The sequence below is a fragment of the Longimicrobium sp. genome (assembly GCF_036399255.1).
Taxonomy (GTDB): domain Bacteria; phylum Gemmatimonadota; class Gemmatimonadetes; order Longimicrobiales; family Longimicrobiaceae; genus Longimicrobium.
On the sequence record NZ_DASWNM010000050.1, the window covers coordinates 1 to 23,993 of the forward strand.

Annotated in this window: 17 protein-coding genes; 13 read left to right on the forward strand and 4 right to left on the reverse strand. The window is 68.7% G+C overall.

The window, feature by feature from the left end:
* Positions 1–74: 74 nt before the first annotated feature.
* The gene (locus tag VGC13_RS08630) at positions 75–1,079 is read right to left on the reverse strand and encodes an ABC transporter substrate-binding protein (protein ID WP_331124833.1); all 1,005 of its coding nucleotides are present in this window, start codon (positions 1,077–1,079) and stop codon (positions 75–77) included.
* A gap of 522 nt (positions 1,080–1,601) precedes the next feature.
* Here VGC13_RS08630 and VGC13_RS08635 point away from each other — a divergent pair.
* The 12 genes from VGC13_RS08635 (at position 1,602) to VGC13_RS08690 (ending at position 18,733) form a co-directional block, all read left to right on the forward strand.
* On the forward strand, positions 1,602–2,726 hold the full coding sequence (locus VGC13_RS08635; RefSeq protein WP_331124834.1) for a LacI family DNA-binding transcriptional regulator: 1,125 nt from the start codon (positions 1,602–1,604) through the stop codon (positions 2,724–2,726).
* A 361-nt stretch (positions 2,727–3,087) separates the two neighbouring features.
* Complete coding sequence (locus VGC13_RS08640; RefSeq protein ID WP_331124835.1) at positions 3,088–6,150, forward strand: SusC/RagA family TonB-linked outer membrane protein; 3,063 nt, start codon at positions 3,088–3,090, stop codon at positions 6,148–6,150.
* Between the two features lie 26 nt (positions 6,151–6,176).
* Positions 6,177–7,652: a RagB/SusD family nutrient uptake outer membrane protein gene (locus VGC13_RS08645; protein WP_331124836.1), complete on the forward strand. Its 1,476-nt coding sequence runs from the start codon at positions 6,177–6,179 to the stop codon at positions 7,650–7,652.
* A 99-nt stretch (positions 7,653–7,751) separates the two neighbouring features.
* Positions 7,752–8,831, forward strand: a complete 1,080-nt coding sequence (locus tag VGC13_RS08650) for a glycoside hydrolase family 43 protein (RefSeq protein ID WP_331124837.1) — start codon at positions 7,752–7,754, stop codon at positions 8,829–8,831.
* A 146-nt stretch (positions 8,832–8,977) separates the two neighbouring features.
* The gene (locus VGC13_RS08655; protein WP_331124838.1) at positions 8,978–10,057 is read left to right on the forward strand and encodes an aldose epimerase family protein; all 1,080 of its coding nucleotides are present in this window, start codon (positions 8,978–8,980) and stop codon (positions 10,055–10,057) included.
* A 280-nt stretch (positions 10,058–10,337) separates the two neighbouring features.
* Positions 10,338–11,906 carry a flavin-containing monooxygenase gene (locus VGC13_RS08660; RefSeq protein ID WP_414682983.1) on the forward strand — a complete coding sequence of 523 codons (1,569 nt, stop codon included), beginning with the start codon at positions 10,338–10,340 and terminating at the stop codon, positions 11,904–11,906.
* Between the two features lie 254 nt (positions 11,907–12,160).
* Positions 12,161–13,258 (forward strand): alpha/beta hydrolase, encoded by a 1,098-nt coding sequence (locus VGC13_RS08665; protein ID WP_331124840.1) that lies wholly within the window; start codon positions 12,161–12,163, stop codon positions 13,256–13,258.
* A gap of 129 nt (positions 13,259–13,387) precedes the next feature.
* Positions 13,388–14,299, forward strand: a complete 912-nt coding sequence (locus VGC13_RS08670; protein WP_331124841.1) for an SDR family oxidoreductase — start codon at positions 13,388–13,390, stop codon at positions 14,297–14,299.
* 340 nt (positions 14,300–14,639) lie between these two features.
* Positions 14,640–14,831, forward strand: coding sequence for a hypothetical protein (locus VGC13_RS08675; RefSeq protein ID WP_331124842.1), 192 nt, complete (start codon positions 14,640–14,642; stop codon positions 14,829–14,831).
* Between the two features lie 205 nt (positions 14,832–15,036).
* The gene (locus tag VGC13_RS08680) at positions 15,037–16,347 is read left to right on the forward strand and encodes a hypothetical protein (RefSeq protein WP_331124843.1); all 1,311 of its coding nucleotides are present in this window, start codon (positions 15,037–15,039) and stop codon (positions 16,345–16,347) included.
* A gap of 2 nt (positions 16,348–16,349) precedes the next feature.
* Positions 16,350–17,729 (forward strand): hypothetical protein, encoded by a 1,380-nt coding sequence (locus tag VGC13_RS08685; RefSeq protein ID WP_331124844.1) that lies wholly within the window; start codon positions 16,350–16,352, stop codon positions 17,727–17,729.
* A 269-nt stretch (positions 17,730–17,998) separates the two neighbouring features.
* Positions 17,999–18,733, forward strand: coding sequence for a hypothetical protein (locus VGC13_RS08690; RefSeq protein ID WP_331124845.1), 735 nt, complete (start codon positions 17,999–18,001; stop codon positions 18,731–18,733).
* Positions 18,734–19,013: 280 nt separating this feature from the next.
* Here the strand turns inward: VGC13_RS08690 and VGC13_RS08695 are convergent, their stop codons facing one another.
* From VGC13_RS08695 to VGC13_RS08705, 3 genes are all read right to left on the reverse strand, one after another.
* Entirely contained in the window at positions 19,014–20,480 is a 1,467-nt protein-coding gene (locus VGC13_RS08695) for a sensor histidine kinase (RefSeq protein ID WP_331124846.1), read from the reverse strand.
* Positions 20,480–21,643: an FIST signal transduction protein gene (locus VGC13_RS08700; RefSeq protein ID WP_331124847.1), complete on the reverse strand. Its 1,164-nt coding sequence runs from the start codon at positions 21,641–21,643 to the stop codon at positions 20,480–20,482. The genes VGC13_RS08695 and VGC13_RS08700 overlap by 1 nt, the downstream gene beginning before the upstream one ends.
* A 634-nt stretch (positions 21,644–22,277) precedes the next feature.
* Complete coding sequence (locus tag VGC13_RS08705; protein ID WP_331124848.1) at positions 22,278–22,502, reverse strand: DUF433 domain-containing protein; 225 nt, start codon at positions 22,500–22,502, stop codon at positions 22,278–22,280.
* A gap of 157 nt (positions 22,503–22,659) precedes the next feature.
* On the opposite strand from VGC13_RS08705, the gene VGC13_RS08710 reads away from it, so the two are divergent.
* The gene (locus tag VGC13_RS08710) at positions 22,660–23,454 is read left to right on the forward strand and encodes a Cof-type HAD-IIB family hydrolase (RefSeq protein ID WP_331124849.1); all 795 of its coding nucleotides are present in this window, start codon (positions 22,660–22,662) and stop codon (positions 23,452–23,454) included.
* Positions 23,455–23,993: the final 539 nt, after the last annotated feature.

The window sequence follows — 23,993 nt, forward strand, 5'->3', positions numbered from 1 at the left end:
GTGAGTGCGTCAGTGGAGACGTGCGGAAACCACTCCCGCACTCACGCACTTCCGCACTCACGCACTATCCTGCCTCAGTACGCCTCCGCCACGAACTGCGCGGCGTTGGTGCGGTCGAAGAAGCGGTCGGTGATCAGCTTCTTGACCGGGACCGTCTCGCCCTTGCGCACCTGCTCGATGGTCTCGAAGGCGATGGGGCCAAAGCGCGGATTGCTCTCGACCGTGGCGCCCAGCTCGCCGCGCTGAATGGCTTCGAGGGCGGCGCGCTGGCCGTCGATGGAGACGATCTTTACGTCCGTCCCCGGGGTGCGGCCCGAGGCACGCAGCGCCTGGATGGCGCCCAGGGCCATCTCGTCGTTGTGCGCGTACACGGCGGTGATCTGCGGGCCCAGCGACTGCGCGATGTTTTGCATCACCCGCTGCCCGTTGGCCCGGCTGAACTCGCCGGTCTGCGAGGCCAGGATCTTCATCCCCGGGTGCTGCGCGATCACGTCGCGAAAGCCCCTGGCGCGATCGGCCGCCACGGACGAGCCCGGCGTGCCGGTCAGCTCCACGATCCCCGCGGTGCCGCCCGTCTCCTTGACCAGCCACTCCGCGGCGCGGCGGCCCTGCTCCACGAAGTTCGATCCCAGGAAGGTGACGAAGTCCTCGCCGGGCGTTCCCTCCGCCTCACGGTCCACCAGGATCACGGGGATGTTGGCGTCGCGCGCGGCCTGCAGCGCGGGCGCCAGGCCTTCGAACTCGCGCGGGGCAAGGAGGATCACGTTCACCCGCCGCGCGATCAGGTCCTCGACGTCGGCCACCTGCTTGGCGGTCTGGTCCTGCGCGTCGGTGACGACGAGCTCGTAGCCGCGCTTGGCCGCCTCGTCCTTCAGGCTGGCCGTCTGCGCCATGCGCCAGGGGTTGTCGTGGCCCATCTGCGAAAAGCCGACGGTCCACTTTTCTTCACCGGCGGCCTTGTCGCCGCCGGCGGCCCCACCGCCGCCGCTTTCCTTGCGGCAGCCGGCCAGCGGCGCGAGGACCAGCGCGGACAGCACGCCCGCGCGCAGAAAGGTTCGAAACCGCGGCAGCAGCGACATGGGGTGGCTTTGGCAGGTAGGTGGCTGGATTCCGACGGACCGCCCGCGCCTTTCGAGAGCCGCGGGCCTGAACTGATCCGAAACGGTTCAGGTTGGTTCAGAGACAGTACATTTGCGGGGTGCACGCTGTCAAGCACCTTCTGCGTCGCATCCCTGCATCCCTCCCGTTCCCGAATGTGACCGACCGACCGAACCCGCCCCTCGAAACAGATTGGCCTCACCCAGAGGCCACAGAGGCCACAGAGGGGTGGCCGCATTCCAACTCTGCCAACTCTGCTGACTCTGTGTGAGGCCTGCAGTTACGGGACAGGACGGCGCCACCTCCCTGTCCGGAGCATCGGGAGGACGTGGCTGAAGAGAGGAAGGCGCATTTGGACAGTGGCTGAACATGATGCTTGACAGGCCAGAACTGAACCTCTAACCTGAACGCACCCGAACCCGTTCAATGCAGTTCAAGCGCCGTTCGAAAGCTGGTTCGCGCGGCCGCATCCACCCCGCTCCCCGCCCCGTTCTCCCGTCCCCATGAAGAGCAATCAGCCGACCATCAACGACGTTGCGCGGCTGGCGGGGGTGTCGAAGGCCACCGTCTCGGCGGTGCTCAACGACACGGGAACGGTCAAGCGGTCCACGCGCGAGCGGGTGCTGTCCGTCATCGAATCGCTGAACTACCGCAAGAGCGGCCCCGACGGCCGCGGCGCCGGCCAGCAGATGCGCAGCCTGGCGCTGGTGATCAAGGAGATCGACAACCCGTTCTACGGCGAGGTCATCACCGGCGCCCGCGCCACGGCCGAGGAAGCGGGCTACACGCTGCTGGTGATGAGCTCCGAGGGCGCGCACGAGGCGGAGCGCCGCGCGGTGGAGCTGCTGCAGCGCAAGGAAGTGGACGGGCTGATCCTGACGCCGGTGCTGGACGTGGACGCCGACCTCAGCCACCTGTTCGAGCTCAAGCGCCGCAACTTTCCCTTCGTCCTCCTCGAGGAGCTGCGCGGCGTTCCCGCCAGCCTGATCGACGTGGACAACGAGGAGGCGTCGCAGCGGGCGGTGGAGTTCCTCATCGAGCAGGGGCACACCCGTATCGTCCATTTCGCGGGGCCGGAGTACTCGTCGCACAGCCAGGAGCGCATCGACGGGGTGCGGCGCGCCTGCAGCGGATCGCACGTGATCTTTACGGACGCGGACGTGGTGCGCGCCGGGGCGCACCTGGCGGACGGCTACCGGGCGGGGCTCGAGTACTTTGGCGGCCGGCCGGCGGCGGAGCGGCCCACGGCGGTGACCTGCTACAACGACCTGGTGGCGCTGGGGCTGTGCCGCGCGCTGGCCGAGCTGGAGATCCGCGTTCCGCACGACGTGTCGGTGGTCGGCTTCGACGACATCCAGTGCCTGGACTACCTGCCGCTGCGCCTGACCACCGTCCGCATGCCCAAGGCCGAGATGGGGCGCCGGGCCGCGCAGCTGCTCATCCGGCACATCGAGTCGCGCGAAGCGCTTCCCCCGCAGAAGGTCTACCTGGAGGCCGAGCTGGTGGTGCGCGACTCCACCCGCCCGCTGCGCGTGGTGGCGGCGGAGCGGCCGGCCCGCGTCCGCGTGGCCGCGACGGACGCGGACGGCACGGGCGTCCGCCGCGCGCCGAGCGAAGCGGTCGGATGAACGCTCCCCAGAGGCACGGGGCGATGGAGCTGAAGGTCGAGGCGGTCCCCGGGATGCGGGCGGCCCGCATCCGCCGGTTCCGCCACACGCGCTAGACGGGATCCGGGGGACGGGCGCGCGAAGCCCGATCCGCCGGCCCCCTTTTCCGTTCCGGGTTCCACCGTTCGAGGGAAACACCGCGCGGCAGGGCACCGCCGCGCCGCCTTCACGCCGCACCTCCGCAGGCCATGACCGCCACGCGACCCAGCCGGTCTCCCCCGCGGCACGCCGCCGCCGCCACCCGGCGCACCCCGTTCTTCACCCGGTGCCGCGCAACGCAGCCGGCCCCGATCACCCGCTCCCACTCGAGGGGACGTCCATGATGACGCCTGTCGTACGCACCTCCAGGGCGATGTCCGCGCTGCTTCGCGCGGCCGCGTGCCTGGCCCTGCTCCTTGGCCTGGGCGCCGTGCCGCTGGCGGCCCAGGGCACCGGCCGCATTACCGGCACGGTCACCGGCGCCGAAGGGGCGCCCGTGGCCGACGCCACCGTGGTGGTGGTCGGCACCACGCTGTCGGCCCGCACCGGCGCCGATGGCCGCTACACCCTGGCCGGCGTGCCCGCCGGCAGCCGCCAGGTGCGCGCGTCGCGCCTGGGCCTGGCCTCCGCCGCCCAGACGGTGAACGTGGCCTCCGGCGGCGACGCCACGGCCAACTTCCGGCTCACCGCGCAGACGCTGCTGCTGGACACCATGGTGGCCGTGGGCTACACCACCCAGCGCCGCACCACGGTGAGCGACGCCGTGGCCGAGGTGAGCGCCGAGCAGATCGAAGACCAGCAGGTCGCCACCATCGAAGAAGCGCTGCGCGGCCGCATTCCCGGCGTGACGGTGCAGAGCACCGGCCAGCCCGGGCAGGAAAGCTCGGTGGTGGTCCGCGGGCAGAACTTCGTGGAGGGGACCGCGCCGCTGTACATCGTCGACGGCATGTACACCCGGCAGAACCCCAACCTGAACCCCGAGGACGTCGAGAGCATCCAGGTGCTCAAGGACGCCAGCGCCGCCGCGCAGTACGGCGCGCAGAGCGCCAACGGCGTCATCATCATCACCACCAGGCGGGGCCGGGCGGGCGAGACGCGCATCAGCGTGAACTCGTACTACGGCGTGCAGGACGCTCCGCGGCGCATGGACTTCGCCGGCGCGCAGCGCTGGCGCGAGATCAACAACATGGCGCGGGTGAACGGCGGGCTGGCGGCCGACAACTCGCCGCTCACGGCCGACACCGACTGGCAGGACGCCGTCTTCCAGACCGGCAACATCCAGGACCACAACTTCTCGGTGTCGGGCGGCTCCGACGACGCCAGCTTCCTGCTGGGCGCCGGGTACCTGGAGCAGGAAGGGACCATCATCAACACCGGCTTCGAGCGCTTCAGCTTTCGCGCGAACAGCGAGATGCGCGGCAGCCGGTGGCGCATCGGCCAGAACGCCGCCGTCAGCCGCTCCACCCGCGACAACGTGGTGGGCTTTCCCCTGATCGACGCGGTGCGCCTGCAGCCGGGAATTCCCGTCTACGACCCCGACAACCCCAGCGGCTACGGCTACGGCAGCGGCAACGGCGCGCTGGCCTCGTTCGGCACCAACCCGGTGGGCGCCTTCGAGCGCGAGGACAACCGCGACATCAGCAACCGGGTGCTGGGCAACGTGTTCGGCGAGCTCAACCTGCCGTTCGGCTTTCGCTACCGGCTCAACCTGGGGGTGGACTACAACGACCTGAACTGGAACCAGTTCGTCCGCCAGCAGCAGATCCGGCAGAACACGGTGCCCACCTACAACGAGGGCACCGACCGGCGCGACACCTTCCTCTCGCTCCTCGCCGAGAACCTGCTGACCTTCGAGGGCAGCCGGGGCGGGCACGCGCTCAACGCCGTGGCGGGCGTCTCGGAGCAGACCATCCGCTTCGAGCGGCTCGAGGCGTACCGCCGCGGCTTCAGCGACGAGGACATCACCGAGATCGACGCGGGCACCGGCAGCTTCGCCAACCGCGGCTACGAGATCCCCAGCGCGCTGCGCGGCTACCTGGTGCGCGCCAACTACTCGTTCAGCGACCGCTACCTGCTCACGGGCACCTTTCGCCGTGACGGCAGCAGCCGCTTTGGCCCGGGGAACAAGTGGGCCGACTTCTGGTCGGGCTCGGCCGGCTGGGTGGTGAGCGAGGAAGCGTTCTTCGGCGGCGTTCCCGTGCTGGGCGGCGCCGACTACCTGAAGCTGCGCGCCAGCTACGGCTCGCTGGGCAACCAGGACATCCGCGACTTCGAGTTCGCGGCATCGGTGGTGGGCAACCAGGCCTATCCGTTCGGCGGCGGCCTGGCCTCGGGCTCGACGCAGACCCAGCTGGCCAACCCCTTCATCCGCTGGCAGGACCAGACGCAGTGGGACGTGGGCATCGACCTGGCGCTGCTGGACGAGCGGGTGCGCGTGACCACCGACTACTACGTCAGCGAGTCCGACCGGCTGCTGGTGCAGGCGCCCATTCCGTGGAGCCTGGGCGCGTCGGGGTCCCCGTACGTGAACGCGGGCACCATCCGCAACCGCGGCTTCGAGTTCGGCACGCAGCTGGAGCTGCGGCGCGGCGACCTGCACGTGAACCTGGGCGCCAACCTCACCACCATCAGCAGCGAGGTCGTGGCGATCGGCGACGACCAGCCCCTGCCGGGCGGGTTCGAAAGCGTGAACTGGACGGCCGTGGGGGGCGGCCTGGCCGACTTCTTCGTGCTGCGCACGGACGGCATCTTCCAGTCCGAGGCCGAGGTGCAGGCGCACCGCAGCAGCGGCGGCACCCTGATCCAGCCCAACGCCAGGCCGGGCGACATCCGCTACGCCGACCTGAACGACGACGGCCTGATCGGCCTGGCCGACCGCTACGTGGCGGGAAGCCCGATCCCCGAGTTCGAGACCGGCTTCACCCTGGACGCCGACTGGCGGGCCTTCACCTTCGGCATGTCGGCGCGCGGCGTGCACGGGGTCGAGGCGTTCAACGTGGTGCGGTTCTGGACCGACCGCATGGACGAGAACAGCAACTACCGGGCGGACCTGGACCCCTGGACGCCGCAGAACACCGACACCGACGACCCGCGCGCCGTGTTCGGGGCCTCGGGCGCCGACAACGCGCGCCCCAACAGCGACCGCTGGATCGAGGACGCCTCGTACCTGCGCATCCAGAACGTGATGCTGGGGTGGCGCATTCCCGGCAGCCTGACGAACCGGCTGGGCGTGGGCGGCGAGGGCACGCGCATCTACGTGAACGTGCAGAACGCGTACACCTTCACCAGCTTCTCCAACTGGGACCCCGAGATCCGCTCCGCCAACGCCATCTCGCGCGGCGTCGACGACGGCGGCATCTACCCCAACCCGCGCACGTTCACGCTGGGCATCGACGTAAACCTGTAAAACCCGGGATCAGAGGCAACCGAGCCATGACGAAGAAAATCCGAGGGATCCCGGTCCTTGCCGCGGCGCTGCTGCTGGCGGGGTGCGCGGACCTCACCATCGAGGACCCCAACCGGCAGACGGTCGAGACCTTCTGGCAGGACGAGCAGGACGCCCTGCTGGGGGTGAACGCCGCCTACCGCGGGCTGCAGGAGAACGGCACCTACGGCCGCTGGCTGCAGTTCGCCTACGACCTGCGCAGCGACATCGGCTACAGCCGCAGCCCGTGGGGCGACCTGGCCAACTTCACCAAGAGCGTGCTGGGCGGATACGACTTCGAGGTGAACCGCGAGATCTGGCAGCACCACTACCAGGCCATCTTCCGGGCCAACCAGGTGATCGCGTACGTGCCCGACATCGAGATGAACGCCGCCACCCGCGACCGCATCGTGGGCGAGGCGCGCTTCATCCGGGCGCTGATGTACTTCAACCTGGTGAACCTGTACGGCGGCGTGCCGCTGGTCACCGCGCCGCCGGTGCCCACCGACCGGCCGGCCGAGGGGACGATGGAGGAGATCTGGGCGCTCATCGAGAGCGACCTCACGGCCGCCCGCGCCGTGCTCCCCGCCTCGTACGGCGGCGCCGACGTGGGCCGCGCCACCCGCGGCGCGGCCACGGGGCTGCTGGGCCGCGCGCACCTGCAGCAGCGCGAGTGGGGCTCGGCCTCGCAGATGTTCGCCGAGGTCATCGGCGGCGGCTACACGCTGCTGCCCAACTACGGCGACAACTTCATCCAGTCGCAGGACAACAACGCCGAGACGGTGTTCGAGGTGCAGTTCGGCGGGCCCGAGGTGCTGGCCGCCGGCAGCCGCGGGCAGAACGTCATCAAGATGATGGGGCCCTGCGACGTGGGCTTCTGCGACGGCGAGCCCACCAGCTGGTACTACGGGGTGCTGGCGGCCGAGACCACGACCGGCGGGCAGCCCGACCCGCGGCTGGACGCCACCCTGTTCTACAACCGCCCGGGCGGGATGGACGTGTACGGCACGCCCTTCGCCACCCGCTACGCCAGCCGGCTGGGCGACCGCTTCTGGAAAAAGTTCGGCGAGCACTACAAGACGGCGCAGGACTGGGACAACCCCATCAACATCAAGGTGATGCGCCTGGGGGGAATCCTGCTTCTGCACGCCGAGGCGCTGAACGAGGCCAGCGGCCCGGCGGCCGCCAGGCCGTTCGTGGACCAGGTGCGGGCGCGCGCGCGCCTGGCTCCCCTCCCGGGGACGCTGACCCAGGCGCAGATGCGCGAGGCCATCGAGATGGAGCAGCTGCGCGAGCTGGGGCTCGAGAACGAGCGCTTCCTGTACCTGAAGCGCCACGGCTGGCTCACGGACCCGGCGCGCATCGCCATCCTCAGGACGCACGACCCGGACTTCAACGTGTTCGAGCCGCACCGCGCCGTGCTGCCGATCCCGACGACGGAGATCCTGCTGAACCCCAACGTTTCGCAGAACGAAGGCTGGTAGGCGGTGTACCGGCCCGGGCGGGGTGAAACCCGTCCGGGCCCCTTTTTCGCGAACCGGCCTCCGTGCCGGCCCTCGTGCGACACACCCGCGGGAGACGTGATGGACCGACTGTTTCGCCTGCTGCTGGCGGGCTTTGCGCTTTCCGCCGCGGCGTGCTCCGGCGGCGGTGGGGGCGGCACCACCGAGCCGCCGCCGGGGCCCCCGGCAGCGTGCACCTTCGTCAACCCCGTCGCGGCGGGGGCGGACCCCTGGGTGGTGCGCGAGGGCGGCGCCTACCACATGGTGCAGTCGCGCGACAACGGCATCTACGTCTCCCGCTCCGCTCGCCTCACCGACGTGGCCGGCGCGGGGACGCGGGTGTGGGCGGCGCCCGACACGGGGTGGAACCGCACCAACGTCTGGGCGCCGGAGCTGCACCACGTCGACGGCCGCTGGTACATCTACTACGCGGCGGGGCGCGCGGGGCCGCCCTTCGTCCACCAGCGCGCCGGCGTGCTGGAGTCCACGGGCGACGACCCCATGGGCCCGTACGTGGACCGCGGGATGCTGTACACGGGCGACGACCAGGCGGGCGGGGCGCCCAGCCGCTGGGCGATCGACCTGACGGTGGGGCGCGTGAACGGGCAGCTGGTGGCCGTCTGGTCGGGGTGGGAGAACGACGCGGCCACGGACCGCACGCCGCAGCACCTGTACGCGGCGCCCATGTCCAACCCGTACACCATCGGCGGAAACCGCGTGCGCATCAGCTCGCCGCTGGAGGCGTGGGAGCGGGGGACGGAGCTCGACCTGCAGGAGGGCCCGCAGTTCCTGCAGCGCGGCGGGCAGACGTACATCATCTACTCCACCCGCGAGTCGTGGCTCCCCGACTACCGGCTGGGGCAGCTGAAGTTCATCGGCGGCAGCCCCTTTTCGCCGGGAAGCTGGAGCAAGAGCGGCGGGCCCGTGTTCCAGTCGGGCGAGGGGGTGATCGGGGTGGGGCACGCCAGCTTCACGCAGTCGCCGGACGGCACGGAAGACTGGATCGTCTACCACGCCAAGACGGGCGCCACGCCGGGGTGGGACCGGGTGATCCGCATGCAGAAGTTCACCTGGAACGCGGACGGGTCGCCGTCGTTCGGCCTTCCCGTCCCCTCCGGCCGCCGCACCGCCGTCCCCGCGGGCGAGACCTGCGGGACCTGACCGATCCGCGAGGCGCGCCGCCGCTCACTGGCGGCGCGCCTCGCGGTTCGTTCCATTGGTGGCGGCCCGCGTCCGATCCGATGCGGTCCATCCTTTTCTTCGCCGGCGGATTCCGGCCTTTCACCTTCCCTGATCCACCACGTTCGATGATCAGCAGCGGGTCGCAGCCTTCGGGCGTCGAGCGGTCACTCTTCGGGCACCTGCCGGACGGAACGCCGGTGGAGCGGTTCGCGATGCGGAGCGCGTGCGGGCTGCGGATGGAGGTGAGCGGCTACGGCGGCGCCATCCTGTCCCTGCGCACGCCGGACCGCGACGGCCGCCTGGGCGACGTGGTGCTGGGGTTCGGGTCGCTGGACGACTACTTGGCGGACCGGGCCTACTTCGGCGCGCTCATCGGCCGCTACGCCAACCGCATCCGCGAGGGACGCTTTCGGCTGGACGGGCGCGAGCACGCACTGCCGGTGAACGACGGCGCCAACCACCTGCACGGCGGGCCAGGGGGGTTCCACAAGGTGGCGTGGCGCGCGGAGCCCTTCCGGGAGGACGGCGCGGTGGGCGTGCGGCTGGACCGTCGCAGCCCGGACGGGGAGCAGGGATATCCCGGGACGCTGGACGTCTCAGTGACCTACCGGCTGGGGGAGGGCGCGCTGGTGATCGACTACGCGGCGGCGGCGGACCAGGCCACGCCGGTAAGCCTGACGCAGCACACCTACTTCAACCTGGCGGCGGACCCGACCCGCGACGTGCTGGGGCACCAGCTGCAGCTGGACGCGGACCGCTTTACCCCCGTGGACGCCGGGCTCATCCCCACCGGCGAGCGGGCGCCGGTGGACGGCACCCCGTTCGACTTTCGCGCCCCCGCCCCCATCGGCGCGCGGATCGGGGACGGCGACCCGCGGCTGGTGCAGGCCGGCGGCTACGACCACAACTTCGTGCTCGCGGGCGGCACGGGAACGCCGCCGCGTGCGGCGCGAGTGCGCGAGCCGGTGAGCGGCCGGGTGCTGGAGCTGTTCACCACCGAGCCGGGGCTGCAGTTCTACTCGGGCAACTACCTGGACGGCTCGGCGACCGGCAAGGAGGGCGTGCCCTACGCCTACCGCTGCGGCTTCTGCCTCGAGCCGCAGAAGTTCCCCGATTCGCCCAACCAGCCGGACTTCCCCACCTCCATCGTCCGCCCCGGCGAGCGCTACACGTCGCGGACGGTCTACCGCTTCAGCACGGACTGAGCGGGTCCGCCAAACGCCTCGCCGCAATTCAAACTCTGGGCGGGGCGCATTGCTTGTTGGTGAGTCGAGCCATTGAGGGGCGGGCACACGGGACGGGACGTCTTCATAGACCTGGGGCGTAACCGAAGTCCTGACAGTGACTTGCCATACGCCCGCCGTGAATCCTCTCCGCAACTCACACCCATCCCCCGCCCCTGAGCCACGAAGTCCGAAGAGCGAACCACTCCCATTCAACTTGACCCCCGAACGGCGTTCGGTGTATCAATCCCCGCGCAAATGCATGAAAGAACGTCAGGAGGAAAGAAGCGTGGCAGCAGCGGGGCGCGACGTGCGGGTGGCCATCATCGGCAGCGGGTTCGGGGGGCTGGGAACGGCCATCCGGCTGAAGCAGCAGGGGATGCACGACTTCGTGGTGCTGGAGCGCGCCGGCGACGTGGGCGGCACCTGGCGCGACAACACCTATCCCGGCTGCGCCTGCGACGTGCAGTCGCACCTTTACTCGTTCTCGTTCGCCCCCAACCCCGGCTGGAGCCGCAGCTTCTCGCCGCAGCCGGAGATCCAGGCGTACCTGCAGCGCTGCGCCCGCGACGGTGGCGTGCTCCCCCACGTCCGCTTTCACCACGAGGTCACGGAGGCGCGGTGGGATGACGAGGCGCAGCGCTGGCGGATCGAAACCACGCGGGGCCCGCTGACCGCGCGGGTGCTGGTGATGGCGGCCGGCGCGCTGAGCGACGCCGTCATCCCCGACCTGCCGGGCCTGGGCGGATTCCAGGGCCGCGCCTTTCACAGCGCGCAGTGGGACCACGGGTACGACCTGACGGGCAAGCGGGTGGCGGTGATCGGCACCGGCGCGTCCGCCATCCAGTTCGTGCCGGAGATCCAGCCGGCGGTGGAGCGGCTGTACGTGTATCAACGCACGCCGCCGTGGATCCTTCCCCGCCACCAGCGCGACCTGCGCGCGGCGGAGCACCGGCTGTTCCGCGGGGTTCCGGCGACGCAGCGCGCGGCGCGCGGGGCCATCTACCTGGCGCGCGAGGCCATGGTGCTCGCCTTTCGCCATCCCCGGGCAATGGGGCTGGCGCAGCGCGTGGCCCTGCGCCACCTGCGCCGGAGCATCCCCGATCCCGCGCTGCGCAGGAAGCTGACCCCCGACTGGACGCTGGGGTGCAAGCGCGTACTCCTCTCGAACGACTACCTTCCCGCGCTCACGAAGCCCAACGTGGAGGTGGTGACGGAGGGGATCGCGGACGTGCGCGCGCACTCCATCGCCAGCGCGGACGGGACGGAGCGGGCGGTGGACGCCATCATCTTTGGCACGGGGTTCCAGCCCACGGACCCGCCGCTGGCGCGCCACACGTACGGCCGCGGCGGGCGCACGCTGGCGCAGGCGTGGGCGGGGAGCCCGCGTGCGCACGTGGGGACCACGGTGGCGGGGTTCCCCAACCTGTTCATGCTGATGGGGCCCAACACCGGCCTGGGCCACACCTCGGTGGTGTACATGATCGAGGCGCAGGTGGAGCACCTGCTGGGCGCGCTGCGGCACATGGGGATGCACGGCATCGGCGCGGTGGAGCCGAAGCCCGAGGCGCAGGAGGCGTTCGTGGCCACACTGGACCGGCGGATGAACGGCACCGTGTGGACGTCGGGCGGGTGCCGCAGCTGGTACCTGGATGCCACGGGCCGCAACTCCACGCTGTGGCCCGACTTCACCTGGCGCTTCCGCCGCCGCGTCGCCCGCTTCGAGCCGGCGGAGTACGCGATGCGGCGGGCGGGGGAGCCGGGCGTGGGCGCGGAGGCCGCCACGAAGGGGGCCACGAAGGAGGCCGCCACGGAGGCCGCCACGGGCTAAAGCCCGCGGCTAGAACGGCCATAAGCCCCGCCCAAGGCTCGCAAAGCTCGCCAGGCGGGGCTTCACCCGCTCGGGTCGGCCGGGGCCGGCGCGCCGGGATAGGACAAGCGTGAACATCGGGAATCGGCGGGAACGCGCCGCCGGTTTTTGCGCCGTTTATACCCTCTCCCGCTCGCGGGAGAGGGTGCGAGCCCAGGCGAGCGGGTGAGGGTCCCCGCGGACGCAGACCCGTCTACATCGACGATCCACATCCCATGTCCGACCGTCCCGAAGGCCTCGACCACCCCCTCCGCCTCGTCGACCGCATCGAGCGGTTCGCCGCGCGCATGCTCGTCCGCCTGCCGGGGCACCTGCACGTCCGCCTTTCGGGCGAGCCGCCGGTGAGCGTGGACGGGCTGACGCTGGATCCGCACGCGCAGCTGGTGCGCACGCTGCGCCGCCGCCGCAACAAGCACGGGCTGTGCGAGCCCACGGTGCCGCAGGGGCGCGCGCGCTACCGCCGCGAGTCGATCCTTTTTCGCGGGCCGGTCACGCAGGTGGGCGCGGTGCAGGACTACACCATTCCCGGCCTGGGCGGGCCCCTGCGTGTGCGCCACTACGCGCCGGCGGTGGAGGGTCCCCGGCCGCTGACGGTGTACCTGCACGGCGGCGGCTTCGTCATCGGCGACCTGGACACGCACGACGAGGCGTGCCGCATCCTGTGCCGCCATGGCGATGTGCACGTGCTGGCGGTGGACTACCGCCTGGCGCCCGAGCACCCCTTCCCCGCCGCGCTGGACGACACCTTCGCGGCGCTGCGGTGGGCGCAGGCGCACGCGGCGGAGCTGGGCGCGGACCCCGGCCGCGTGGCCATCGGCGGGGACAGCGCGGGGGCCAACCTGGCCGCGGTGGTCTCCATCCAGACGCGCGCGGACGCGCCGCCCGCCGCGCAGCTGCTCATCTATCCCGTCACGGACAGCAAGAACACGCGGCCCTCGCAGCAGCTGTTTGGCGAGGGGTACTTTCTGACCAACGCGGACCGGGCGGCGTTCACGCACCACTACCTGGGCGGCACGGGCACGGCCGAGCGCGACTGGCGCGTGTCGCCGCTGTACGCGGACGACCTGGGCGGCCTGGCGCCCGCGCTGGTGGTCACCGCCGGCTTCGACATGCTGCGCGACGAGGGCGAGGCGTACGCGGACGCGCTGCGGAGCGCCGGGACGACGGTGCGGCTTACGCGGGTGGATGCGCACGGCCACGGCTTTGTGCACATGACCGGCGTGTCGCCCGGCGCGCGGGAGGCGATGGTGCAGGCGGCAAGGGACTGGCGCGCGCTGCTGGACCCTCACCCGCTCGCCGCCGCCACGGGCTGAAGCCCGCGGCTGGAACGGCCAGAAGCCCCGCCCTGGCTCGCTGCGCTCGCCAGGCGGGGCTCATCGATCCACCAGCCGTCTCACGATTCGACAGTACGTCACATCCAACCGAAAACCAGGAATCGATCGATGGCTTCATCCCTCGCGGGCAAGGTCGTGCTGATCACGGGGCCGGCGCGCGGCATCGGGGCCGAGACGGCGCGCAGGCTGGCGGCGCGCGGGGCGCGGCTGTCGCTGGTGGGGCGCGAGCCGGCGCTGCTGGCGGCGCTGGCGGCGGAACTGGGCGCCGGGCACGCGTGGTTCGAGGCGGACGTGACCGACCAGGCGGCGCTGGACCGCGCGGTGGCGGGGACGGTGGAGCGGCTGGGCGGCATCGACGTCGTCTTCGCCAACGCGGGGATCGCCAGCAACGGCACGGTGGCGGTGACGCCGGTGGAGGCGCTGGTGCGCACCATCGAGGTGAACCTGATCGGCGTGGTGCGGACGATCAGCGCCACGCTGCCGCACGTGACGGCGCGGCGCGGCTACTACCTGCTGATGTCGTCCGCCAGCGCGCTGGCGCCGCTGCCGGCGATGGCGCCGTACTCGGCGTCCAAGATCGCGGTGGAGCAGTTTGGCAACGCGCTGCGGCTGGAGGTGGCGCACAAGGGCGTGGACGTGGGCGTGGCGCATCCCTCGTGGATCGACACGGACCTGGTGCGCGACCAGCAGCGCGAGCTGGGCACCTTCAACCAGACGCTCAGGGCGCTCCCCGGCCCCTTTGGCAGGGTAACGCCGCTGGCGGAGTGCGTGGACGCGCTGGTGGACGGAATGGAGCGCCGGCGCCGCAAGGTGTTCGTGCCGAAGTCGCTGGCGCCGCTGGCCGCCATCCGCCAGTTCTTCAGCAGCCCCATGGCCGAGCGCGCCACGATGAAGTCCGCCGCCCGCATGGTCCCCCGGCTGGAGGCCGAGGTGCAGGCCCTCGGCCGCGCCTTCGGCGAGCACAGCGTGGGGCGCGGCGACGTGCCGGCGGAGCCGGGTGCGGGAGGGTCGCCGGGCTGAGGCTACGCCGCGGGCGCGAGAGCGTTGGGCGGAGAAGGCCTTCGGTCCAAAGGTCCTCGTCCAGCTCCGCCGGCGGAGCCCGAACCCGGCTCCGGCAGCGAGCCGGACGGTCCGCCAACGGGAAGCAATCGGCCGATCAGCAGGACGGCCTGGAAACTCGGCACTCCGAAGGTTCACCCGCGGCGGGCGGCACTGACTGGGCAGAAGAAGATCGGCCACGCCTTCACGCCGCGCTCCATTCACCTATAAAGACACAATACGCATGATGCGGAACACGGATTGCGGGCGGATGAGGCGCAACCACGTGTCATCCCTTTTCACCACCGATGGGAGAATTCCGATGAACAAGATGAAGCTGAACCTGGACGGCCTGCAGGTGGAGACGTTCGACACGGTGTCCGACACCGCGGAGCGCGGCACGGTGATGGGCCACTGGAGCCAGCGCGGCACCTGCGACGGGCGCGCGGCCACCTGCCAGGTCGCCTCCTGCACCGCCTATTGCGGCACCGCCGCCTGCACCGAAGTCATCTAGCGCCAGCCTGAAGCCGATCCGCCGCGCGCAACGGGCCGCGGCGGGAGGAAAAAGCGGGAGCGGAGGATGCCGATCCTCCGCTCCCGCTGTTTCCATAGGTATATCAAAATCCCGTTTCAATGCACGGCCACCTTCCGGTGGTTGGGCAAAGACGCTATTCTATCAGACCGTCCGAGCATTCAGAGTCACAAACTTTCACTCCTCCATGACGAACACAAGCAAGCAGTCCACACAATCCAGCGGAGAACTTGCTGCTCGATGCCACGAAATTCAGGTGTGCCTCGGACAACATGAAGTTTCGGATTTTGAGACGATTACTGAAGTGGGAATGGCCGTGCGGCTCGCTCTGCATCTGCGCGGTCAGGCGATCATTCCATACGAGCATGTCCGTCTCGTGGCCATTCATCTGCTGGGCATTCCTGCCTTGGCAGTATCCCGTATTCTTCACCTGCTTGCGGATGTCGAGTTTGTCTTCCTGTCAACGCAAGGGAAAACGATTCGATCCGTACTGTCGAAGGTACCCTATTATGAGGATCTTTACACCCAGCTCGGCGATTATGCATTAGGAGGATCGATGAACGAAGCCGAACAATTGACGATTGAAATTGTCCGGCGTCTTGCTCGATCACCAAACAACGTTGAAAGCTTACGTAACACAGTTGGTGCCGAATCAAAACTCTTCGATCGTGCTCTGAGGATCGGAGAAGAGGGCTCATTCCTCATCAAACGTCGTGCGCGCGGACGTGACATTCTCATTAGCCCTACGTATTTCAGTGAGAATGCCGACGTCTTTGCTGATGAGGTTGCGGCTAAAGGTGCGAAAACGGTGGGACGCGCTCTGGAAGCAGTAAGATCGTTACAAGGCGTTCCGCTATCGCTCGTTGAGAAGGCCGGTCGAATTGGTGCGTTCGAGCTTTCTCCCGCAGAAATAGGCGTTCTTCGGCGTATGGCACAGGATGGGATGGTAAAGCCGCCCAGCATTCAAACTACCCATGCTGGAGAAAATCATTTCTTGTTCACCCCTACACCGACAGGAGCCGCATTATCGCCGACAAAGCGTGATATCTACGAGCGAGCAATGGCGGTAGTAGCGGCCGTGCGCCAAGGTCAACTCCTGTCACACAAATATGCGATTCGTTCGCCCGGAGCTGTGATTTGGACCCTACGTGAGCGAGGCCGGCTAGGAAGGGCCACAACTGAGGCCACAGAACAATACCGCAAGTTGGTTCACCTACGCATCGGCCGACTGGTAAGCGCTGGCTCTGGGTTTTCTGAGTTCCATATCATCCAGACGGATGAGAACAAAGAGGCTCTAACAATTGCCTACGATCTTGTTTCAGGTGGAAGTGCACGTGGTGTTGAAGTCGATGAGGAAGCCCGCAAGGCTTTGCAGCAGGATCAGACGTATATCGAATCACTCGTTGCTGCTGCTGAACTCAGGAAACGTGAGGTCATTTCCCTAGACACTGAACAGGCCGAGCAGTTGGACCTATTGCTCGCCGGGGGTGCATTCTAATGATGAAGGATCGTGAGCAGAAAGCTCGAGCCCTATCCTACGCAGTCTCCAAGCGATGGTTTCCGCAACTAGAGTTGGATGTGTCTACGCATATCACAATTCAACCTAAACCCATCAGTATTACTGACATCGATGTTTTTGCTTCCATCCCTGGTGATCTGGGCTCATACCAGCACATACTTATAGATTGCAAAACCGGAAAGAATGAATCTCCTATCGGTAGAGCTTTGTGGTTACGCGGCCTTATGGAGAGAATGCATGCAGACCGAGGAATGTGTATTTTACGGACAAAGAACATAGCAACTGATCACAGGTACAGTGCTGCGCAATTGGGAGTCACGCTAATAGCTGAAGATGAGTTTTCCACGTTTGGCAGAGCTACATCCTTCGCATTTGAGAAACCAGTCGGTGCCATAGGCGACATCTCTATATGGGATAGGTTTTTCTCCATTGGTGATAGGTACAAGGCCATTGCACCTGCAGTGAGTTTCTCGCGATCCATATTTTGGATGTCGGAGAGCGACGTCGAAGCATGCACCCGGACGCTCTACCTAACTCGACGCTTAAGCGCTGAGCTAGATCCTGCCAAAGACGAGCATATGGCGGTCGTCGGTGACCTTGCTGCGCTATTTCTGCACGCGCTCGCCAGGATCGTCAATACGATCTTTGCCGGGTACTTGCAACCGGAAAATCGGGGGCAACTATCTTCGGCGCTCCTGCTGTTGTTATATGGAGGAAGAAGCTCTTACATGGTCCGCAATCGTTTGAAAAAAATGGTTAGAGTGACTAGCGACGAACCATCGGATCTGTCACTACCTGAGTGGAACCGTTTTGTCCAATTGGTACGGCAGGCTCTTGACGCCCCATATGAACTTCTGCGGTCTCCACTGATCGTACGTGAGGCCGCATGGTCGATCTTAGACCATAACGACTCTCCGAAATTCTTGCGCACGCTTGCTGCAGAGTCCCCGCAAGGAGTCAGACTCGCTGTACTGGGAATCGACTATTTATGTCGTGCTTCAAAGCTTCCGCCGGAGTTTATGTCACGATTAGCGAATCTTTTGATGGAAGCACAAACACCTGCAGAAAACAACGGCAGTGGGAGTAGCTTGGGCATTGATCAATCCGCCGATGCCTCCCTAGAGGACACAGAAGTGGATCGCTCTGATGCATCACACCCGCAGAAGTCTAGGGGTTCGAACACGCTGGAGCACCAGAGACGTACAATTGAAGCAAAGGCATCGGTGGAGCAGATCCATGCTGCATCTATCAATTCAACGGCTTCCACTCCGGAAGTTGGGCCGAACGATGCGCCCAGCGAAAGGGTTATTGATGAAATTCCTGAATGGGCCCTAGGGAATCCATCAGCGTTGGAAGACTAGGTCACACGACGGCTTTAGTTGAATCATCCGCAAGCGCCACCGAACTGGATGTAATCAACCCGTAGGGCGCGCTGGTGTGCCTCACGCTTGTAGAAGCGTAGGCCCGAAGAGGTGGCGCGATGGATGGCAGGACGACGGGTGAAAGAAGAGGCAGCCGTGGGGCAAGGACCCGCGGCTGCCTCCCTCGTAAGAAGATGGACGCGACGGACATTTCCCTTGCAAAGGAAAGAGATCGCCGTCCGCGACGGCGGAACCCGAAGCCCTGGGCGATGCGCTGGCTGAACCGACTGGCCGCAGGCCTTGCCGGCGCCATCACGGGGATGAGCATCCTCCTCGTCCTGATCCTCGCCGGGTCTGTAGGACTGGCTTGGTTCGACGCAGATCACGGTGCCTTTCCCTGGGCGCTGCTCCTCGGCGGGTTTGGCGCCGGGCTGGCGTGGCCGCTGTTCGCGCTGATCACCGCGGCCATGCTGGTCCTGCTGGTGGCGGCGGGCGTGCGCGCGGCGCTGAGGACCACCCGGCGCGGATCGGCGCTGCTGCTGGGGGCCACGGCCCTGCACGCGGCGTGGCTGTTCGGCATCCGGCCACCCGCCGAGCGCACCGGTGTGTTCACCGGCAAGTTCGTCTACGGGCACATGGGGTTCCGGCCCGACTACCTGCACCTCTGCGACGATCCCACCCGTCCGCTGCCGCGCGGCTCAGACCTGGTGAAGGGTGCCCTGCCGGTCGATTTTCCCCTGCTCGCGGCCATCTACCTTCCGGAAGACGGATGGCACGGCAGCCACCCGCGGGACTGGCCCTCCACCGAGTCGGACAGCCATGGCACGCGGCACTGGCTGGTGCGCATGCGCGGCACGCTGAAGGGGCCCGGACAGTACGGCCGGCCGGGGCTGATGCCCTACCGCCTGGACGTGGACAGCGTGGTGAGCGTGGGACGCAGCCGCATGTTCCAGGACGAATGCGGCGTGTACGATCCGCCGCCGGACTGGCTGCCGCGCAGGTGAGGCACGACGCTCCTCGAGGCGACGCTCGCGCCGACATCATACCAGATCCTGAAAAAGAATAATCGTACAGAGGAACAGAGTCAGACAGAGAAAACGAGATCATGCTTCCACTCGCTTTCTCTGTTTGACTCTGTTCCTCTGTACCCTACACGTGTTGTTTTTCCGGATCTGGTATCAACCCCATCCACGGACGATTTGTCTCACGGACGGAAAGCAGAGGAAGCGGCGTGGCTTCCTCTGCTTCCCCTGCGTACGACCCTCTTTTTGCCGGAGCTCGAATTCAGGCGATGCGGATGAGGATGCTTTCGTCGATGGCGCCCACCGCGGCGGTGCGGGAGGGAAGCCAGAGCGAGAAGCACGAACCCCTGTCCTTTTCGCTGCGCAGCGTAAGGTCGCCGCCCATCAGCCGGGCCAGCTGCCGGCTGATGGTAAGGCCCAGCCCCGTGCCGCCCTGCGTGCGCGTGCGCCCGCCCTCCACCTGCACGAACGGCTGAAACACGCTCGCCACCTCTTCGGGGCTGATGCCGATCCCCGTGTCCTCCACCTGCAGGCAGGTCCACGGACCGCCGCCGGCCAGCGCCGCCTCGGGGTGCGGCTGCGTGGTGGTGCCGCAGCGCACCGCCACCGATCCCCCCGCCTCGGTGAACTTGACCGCATTGGAAAGCAGGTTCAGCAGGATCTGCCGCACCCGGTCGCGGTCGCCCACGTAGGGCGTGGCGGGCTCGGTGCAGTCGTTGCGCAGCGCCACCTCGCGCTCCGCGTACTGCGCCCCCACCAGCGCCACCGCCTCGCGGATCACCTCGCCCACCGTGTCGGGCTCGTGCTCCACCGTCAGCTGTCCGGCCTCGACCTTGGCCAGGTCCAGGATGTCGTTGACCAGGGTGAGCAGGTGACGGCTGCTGGAGCGGATGCGGTCGATGTGAAGCCGCTGCCCGGGCGTCACCGGCCCCGCGATCTCCAGGTCCAGCAGCTCGCCGTAGCCCAGCACCGCGTTGATCGGCGTCCGCAGCTCGTGGCTCATGGTGGCCAGGAAGTCGCTCTTGGCGCGGTTGGCCGTGTCGGCGGCGGCGCGGGCCAGCTCCGCCTCTTCGGTGCGCGCCGCCAGCGCCTCGTTCAGCATCTCCATCTCCGAGGCCTGCTCCTGCAGCTCGGACGCCTGCGCCTGCAGCTCCTCCGTCACCTGCTCGGCGTACTCGGCGCGAGCGCGGGCCTCTGCGCGCGCGTCCTCGGCCGCGTGCAGCGCCTCCTCCATCCGGCCGCGCACCTGCTGAAGGGTGCGGTTCAGCACCCGCGCGCGCTCCGCCGCCTCGTCCGCGGAGCGCGCGCGCACCTCCACCGCGTCCACCCTGCGCTCCGCCTGAAAGAGTGCGCCCAGCACCGGGAGCACCGGCCGCAGCCCGTGCAGCTCCGCCAGCGCCGCCCCCTCGCCCGTCACCACCAGCACCACGCCGCCACCCGGCGCCGCGCACCCCCGCGCCGGCACCGGGCGGCCGTCCATCCCCGGGAGCTCGCCCGTGCAGGCGCCCTCCTCCGCGCACCGCCGCACGAAGGCGCGCCACGCGGCCGCGCCGCCCAGCGTCTGCCGCAGCCCGGGCGCGGGGAGGTACACGCCGAGCTCCGGGTCGGGCGCAAAGATCAGCAGGTCGTCGGCGCCCAGGTGCCGCGCCAGGGCCGACGCGGCGTCCGCGCGCCCCGCCGGGTCGGCGAACGCGCCAACCAGCCCCGCCGCCTGCACCGCGTCGGCCACTAGCGGGGGAGCACGCAGACCACGGCGGTGCAGTTGTGGAAGCCGTTGAACTGCCCCTCGGACTGCGCGATCTGCCCGTAGGTGTTGAAGCCGGCGAACGGCACCGGCCCCAGCGCGCCCTGCACGGCCGCCAGCTCCTCGCCAAACGCCTGCCCCAGCCGCAGCCGCGTGGCCACGCAGTCGAACAGAAAGGCCACCGCCGGCTCGTGCCCCTCCAGCTGCTCCAGCGCCGAGCGGGTCGCCACCGCGGCGGCTTCGGCGGCGGAGGCGGGGGTGGTGGCCATGATGCAGGCGGTGGATCCCGACGGCACGTCGGCCGCGCAGGCCACGGCGCCGTCGGCCTCCACCGCCAGCGGCACCCGTAGCCGGTACCCGTCGGCCGACTCCACGCCCAGCACGTTGTGCAGAAAGAAGGGGATGGGCTGCGCGTGGTCGAACGCCTGCCCCGTGGCCTCGGCGTGCGCGTCGAACACGTCCACGGCCGGCGCGGCGTTCAGGCTCCCCAGGCGCATTCCCGCGGCCTCCGTCACGCGCATGCGGTCGGGGCTGGGCTCCCAGCCGTGCCGCACGCCCACGCCCACCGGCTTGTGCGAAAGGATCTCCAGCGCCACCGCGGCGTCGCTGGCCACCTCGGTGCCGCAGAACACCACCGTGTGCTCGAAGCGCGCGTCGTCCCCCGCCCCGCCGCCGAAAAAGCGGTACATCCCGCCCGTCAGCAGCGTCAGCCGGTCCACCAGGTCGTCGGCGAACCCGGCCAGGGCGTCCGTCAGCACCAGCGCCGAGCGGTAGCGGTGCGATCCCGCGCCCAGCCCCGAGAAGCCTTCCACCATCCGTCCCGCCGCCGCCGCGCGGTCTTCGCGCAGGCCGCGCCCCAGGCTGGCGGTAAACACCATCTCCGGCGCGCGCAGGGCCACGGCGCAGGTCATTCCCGTGCCGCTGTCGTCGCTGGTGAACTCGCCGGCGGACGAGCAGCCCACCAGCACCGCCGTTCCCGTGGACGTCTTCAGCGCCTGGAGCAGCGCGCCGTGGTCCTGGTCGGGCGAGGCAAAGACGATCAGCGCGTCCGGCGCGCCGCCGCCCAGCCCCTTCGCGATCTGCGCGGCGAGGTCCTCGCCCGCCGCCTGTCCCGAGGCGTGGGTCTGTGCGACGACTGCTTCCGTCATTGTGCTGCCTTGGGGAACAGGGAGAACGACGAGGGGGGGCGGCAATCCGCCGCGCCCCCGCGCTGCGGAGCTACCTCCATGCACGAAGCATACTTGCAGGGTCTGAGAGGGTGTTGCCAAACTTCCCAGCGTGACTGACTTCCTGAGGGAGGCGCCGCCCCGCAACTCGCATGTGCACTGCATCCTGGCGCCGACCGAAGGACCTCGCCAGCAGAACGGCGGGGCGGGTGCCGTGCCCTGATCTGGCCCCTGCGCCACCGAAACGAGGTCCTTCGGTCGCGCGCAATCCGTAGTGTGACTTCTGGTTGGACGTGATGAGCTCCCTCAGGAAGTCACCGCTTCGTTGTGGATGTGGGGTTTAGCAACACCCTCTGATGGGGATGTGGAAGAGGGGAGGCCCGGTCTGGAGAGGAATGACGGGGCGGCAGCGGTGCGGGTCATCACCGGTGATCGTGTGTAGCGTCAGGTGATCGGGCGCACGTGGACCACCTCACCCGGCTCCACCGCCGCAACCGCGTCCCGCAACGCGGGGGCGAGCGGAAGGCGACGTCGTGGTGCGGCAATTCGGCCGCGAGCTGCCGCGGCACGTTCTCGTCCAGCAGAACGCGCCGACGCCGCGGGGGCCCGGGCTCCGTCACGCGGCGTCGGGCACGTTTGCCAGGAACAGCTGCGCGGCCTGCTCGATGAACGCAACCGCCTGCTCACGCGTTACGGTGGGAAAGCTGTCCAGGAAGCTGTCGATCGTATCACCTTCTTCAAGGAAATCGATCAGCGCCTGTACCGGCACCCGTGTCCCAACGAACACCGGCGTCCCGCTCATGATCTGGGGATGGCTGTGCACCACGGGCGTCGTGGACATCGCTCCCGGTCCGGCCTGGGTGATTGTGACGTCGCTCGAAAGCGAATCATTCGGTGTGCAGCGCCAAGCCGGATCTCTGCTCCGCGGCCGTGGCCTCCTTTCCGCATCCATCCCCATCGGCCATGCAGCGGGGCGAACCAGGACGATGGGACGAGGGATGATCGAGCTGATTTGCGTGGACGTGGATGGAACGCTGGTGGGAAGCTCAGGCGACGTGGCGGCGGAGGTGTGGCCGGCGGTGGAGCGGGCGCGCGCGGCCGGCGCACGGCTGGTGATCTGCTCCGGGCGGCCGGCGTTCGGCCTTACCCGCGAGCTGGCGGAGCGGCTGGATCCGCAGGGATGGCACGTCTTTCAGAACGGCGCCAGCATCGTGCACCTGCCCTCCGGCCGCTCGCGCTCCGGGCACGTCCCACGCGACTCGGTGCAGCGGCTGGTGGACCGCGCGCGGCGGACGGGGCGCATCCTGGAGCTGTACACCGACACCGAGTACGCCGTGGAGAGCACCGACGACCGCGCGCGGCGCCACGCGGGGCTGCTGGGCGTGCCCTTCACGCCGCGCCCGTTCGGCGAGCTGCGGGGCGACGTCGTCCGCGCACAGTGGCTGGTGCCGCTGCCGGAAGAGGCGGCCGTGCTGGTGGAGGACCACGACGGCCTGCTCCTCACTCCCTCCACCTCGCCAGTGATGCCGGACACCGCGTTCGTCAGCATCACCGCGCCGGGGCTGGACAAGGCGGGCGCCGTGCGCGTGGTGGCCGAGGAGTACGGGATCGCGCTGGAGCGGGTGATGATGGTGGGCGACGGCGGCAACGACCTGCAGGCGATGCGGATCGTGGGCTTTCCCGTTGCCATGGGCAATGCCGAGGCCGAGGTCCGCGCCGTCGCCGGCCACCACGTCGCGCACGTGGACCGCGGCGGCCTGGTGGAGGCGCTGGACCTGGCGATGACGCTGTAAAGGCGTTCGTCCGGTTGGATTGATGATCGCGAGTCGATCGGCGGAACAGAGTCCGCCGCACGAGTCTGTCATTCCGAAGGAGCGCACACCCCGCACTCGCCTTCACGACGATGCCGGCGCGCGAGTGAGGAATCTACTTTCCGAACCTCGTGACCCGTCGCGCGCCTAGGGCTTGCCCTGTCCGGCTGTGGCGCAGCCGCGCGTCTGGTGCGGGCTGCCGCGTCCACCCTCCAGGTTGCCGACAGCAGATTCCTCGGTCCTGCAACCCGCGGCGCGAGCGGACAACCCTGCGCGACCGGGCCTCGGAATGACAGACTCTGGCTGCACTCCAGTCTGTCATTCCGAAGGAGCGCACACCCGGCACTCGCCTTCACGACGATGCCGGCGCGCGACTGAGGAATCTACTTTCCGAACCTCGTGACCCGTCGCGCGCCCCGAGTCCGGCCCTGTCCGGCTGTGGCGCAGCCGCCAGTCCGGCGCAGGCTGCCGCATCCGCCCTCCAGGTTGCCGACAGCAGATTCCTCGGCCCTGCAACCCGC

Excerpts from the sequence above, each read along its gene's own strand:
- VGC13_RS08630 (WP_331124833.1), bottom strand. The coding sequence starts at position 1,079 with ATGTCGCTGCTGCCGCGGTTTCGAACCTTTCTGCGCGCGGGCGTGCTG.
- VGC13_RS08635 (WP_331124834.1), top strand. The coding sequence starts at position 1,602 with ATGAAGAGCAATCAGCCGACCATCAACGACGTTGCGCGGCTGGCGGGG.
- VGC13_RS08640 (WP_331124835.1), top strand. The coding sequence starts at position 3,088 with ATGACGCCTGTCGTACGCACCTCCAGGGCGATGTCCGCGCTGCTTCGC.
- VGC13_RS08645 (WP_331124836.1), top strand. The coding sequence starts at position 6,177 with ATGACGAAGAAAATCCGAGGGATCCCGGTCCTTGCCGCGGCGCTGCTG.
- VGC13_RS08650 (WP_331124837.1), top strand. The coding sequence starts at position 7,752 with ATGGACCGACTGTTTCGCCTGCTGCTGGCGGGCTTTGCGCTTTCCGCC.
- VGC13_RS08655 (WP_331124838.1), top strand. The coding sequence starts at position 8,978 with ATGATCAGCAGCGGGTCGCAGCCTTCGGGCGTCGAGCGGTCACTCTTC.
- VGC13_RS08660 (WP_414682983.1), top strand. The coding sequence starts at position 10,338 with ATGAAAGAACGTCAGGAGGAAAGAAGCGTGGCAGCAGCGGGGCGCGAC.
- VGC13_RS08665 (WP_331124840.1), top strand. The coding sequence starts at position 12,161 with ATGTCCGACCGTCCCGAAGGCCTCGACCACCCCCTCCGCCTCGTCGAC.
- VGC13_RS08670 (WP_331124841.1), top strand. The coding sequence starts at position 13,388 with ATGGCTTCATCCCTCGCGGGCAAGGTCGTGCTGATCACGGGGCCGGCG.
- VGC13_RS08675 (WP_331124842.1), top strand. The coding sequence starts at position 14,640 with ATGAACAAGATGAAGCTGAACCTGGACGGCCTGCAGGTGGAGACGTTC.
- VGC13_RS08680 (WP_331124843.1), top strand. The coding sequence starts at position 15,037 with ATGACGAACACAAGCAAGCAGTCCACACAATCCAGCGGAGAACTTGCT.
- VGC13_RS08685 (WP_331124844.1), top strand. The coding sequence starts at position 16,350 with ATGAAGGATCGTGAGCAGAAAGCTCGAGCCCTATCCTACGCAGTCTCC.
- VGC13_RS08690 (WP_331124845.1), top strand. The coding sequence starts at position 17,999 with ATGCGCTGGCTGAACCGACTGGCCGCAGGCCTTGCCGGCGCCATCACG.
- VGC13_RS08700 (WP_331124847.1), bottom strand. The coding sequence starts at position 21,643 with ATGACGGAAGCAGTCGTCGCACAGACCCACGCCTCGGGACAGGCGGCG.
- VGC13_RS08705 (WP_331124848.1), bottom strand. The coding sequence starts at position 22,502 with ATGTCCACGACGCCCGTGGTGCACAGCCATCCCCAGATCATGAGCGGG.
- VGC13_RS08710 (WP_331124849.1), top strand. The coding sequence starts at position 22,660 with ATGATCGAGCTGATTTGCGTGGACGTGGATGGAACGCTGGTGGGAAGC.